The following is a 1521-nucleotide window of genomic DNA, read 5'->3' on the forward strand; positions in this document are numbered from 1 at the left end:
ATTACAATCCTGACACAAAACCATTTGCCGTAAAACGGTTAAATACGTTCATTGAGAATAAGAAAATTCAAACTTTTGAATAATAGGAATCAATAAAACTTATACTCTAAGGAAATTCTGTACTCCCGGTAAAAGTGGGTCTGAGCAAACAAATGATTGATCTTAAATGAGGAAGCTCATGTTTCCGGTTTGCAGCGCATGCAGATATAAAAACGCTGTGAAATCTGATTCGCAGGCCATTTCATCGTATTTTTCATAGTAGAATGTACAATTCAATTTTTAAGCCCAAACACCCTATATGTCGCCAGATAGCAATAGTGACGCCTTCAGCCAACAAGTGCTCCAATGGTTTGATGGTCATGGCCGCAAAAACCTGCCATGGCAGAAAAACATCAACCCTTACCGGGTCTGGATCAGCGAAGTCATGCTGCAGCAAACCCAGGTAGCTACCGTCATCCCGTACTTTGAAAACTTTATGTCGCGTTTTCCCAAGGTTGCAGACCTGGCTTCAGCGGAGATTGATGATGTACTTCATCTGTGGAGCGGGCTCGGATATTACAGCAGAGCCAGAAACCTGCACAAGGCGGCAAAAATGGTCATGGATACTTTTGCCGGTGAGTTTCCCCGCTCTGTTGATGAATTAACTCAGTTACCCGGAATCGGTTTATCGACTGCCGGAGCGATAGCGTCCATCAGTATGGGTATTCGTGCTCCGATTCTGGACGGTAATGTTAAGAGAGTACTGGCCCGTTATCAGGCCATTTCTGGTTGGCCCGGACAGTCTGCTATAGCACAACAACTCTGGAGTATTGCCGAAGGGTTTACCCCACATCATCGCAATGCAGATTACACTCAGGCGATGATGGATCTGGGGGCAATGATTTGCACCCGGACCAAACCTTCCTGTCTGATTTGCCCATTAGAGCAAAACTGTGTGGCCCACAAAGCCGGAGAAGAAACCCGCTACCCCGAACCCAAACCTAAAAAAGACAAGCCGGAACGATCGATAATCATGTTAATGGTGATCAACGAGTTTGGAGAGGTTCTATTGGAAAAAAGACCACCTACAGGTATTTGGGGAGGACTCTGGGGTTTTCCGGAAATCCAGATCGATGAGGAGCTGTCTGGTGCCGCTCAAAACAAAACCGGATTAAGTCTGGAAGATTTTGAAGAATGGTCTTCATTTCGACACACATTCAGCCATTATCACCTGGATATCACTCCGGTCAAATCCTTTGCTGCCAAAGCCTCTTCGGTAGCGGATGGAGATCGATGGCACTGGTTTCAGCCTGATCAACCGTCCGAGCTGGGCTTGGCAGCTCCAGTCAGTAAGCTCTTAACGAAAATCAGGAGAACCCTGTAGAGGCGATCAGCGGGGTGAAAGTTCCGGGTTAGAGATGAAAAAAGTTTCGAGTTAAACTACGCAACCCCCAATAAAGAACGTCAAGTCCAACATGATCCGTCGATTTAAAGAATACGTTACAGGGTGTTTATCTGCCTCCCTTTTGATCATCAACACCC

1 protein-coding gene is annotated in these 1521 nt (G+C 46.1%); it reads left to right on the forward strand.

Annotated elements, in window-relative coordinates:
* Positions 1–298: 298 nt before the first annotated feature.
* Positions 299–1363, forward strand: a complete 1065-nt coding sequence (mutY, locus tag KDK17_RS05070; RefSeq protein ID WP_257287499.1) for an A/G-specific adenine glycosylase — start codon at positions 299–301, stop codon at positions 1361–1363.
* Positions 1364–1521: the final 158 nt, after the last annotated feature.

The sequence above is a fragment of the Endozoicomonas sp. SESOKO2 genome, assembly GCF_024606245.1.
In the GTDB taxonomy this organism is placed as follows: Bacteria; Pseudomonadota; Gammaproteobacteria; order Pseudomonadales; family Endozoicomonadaceae; genus Endozoicomonas_A.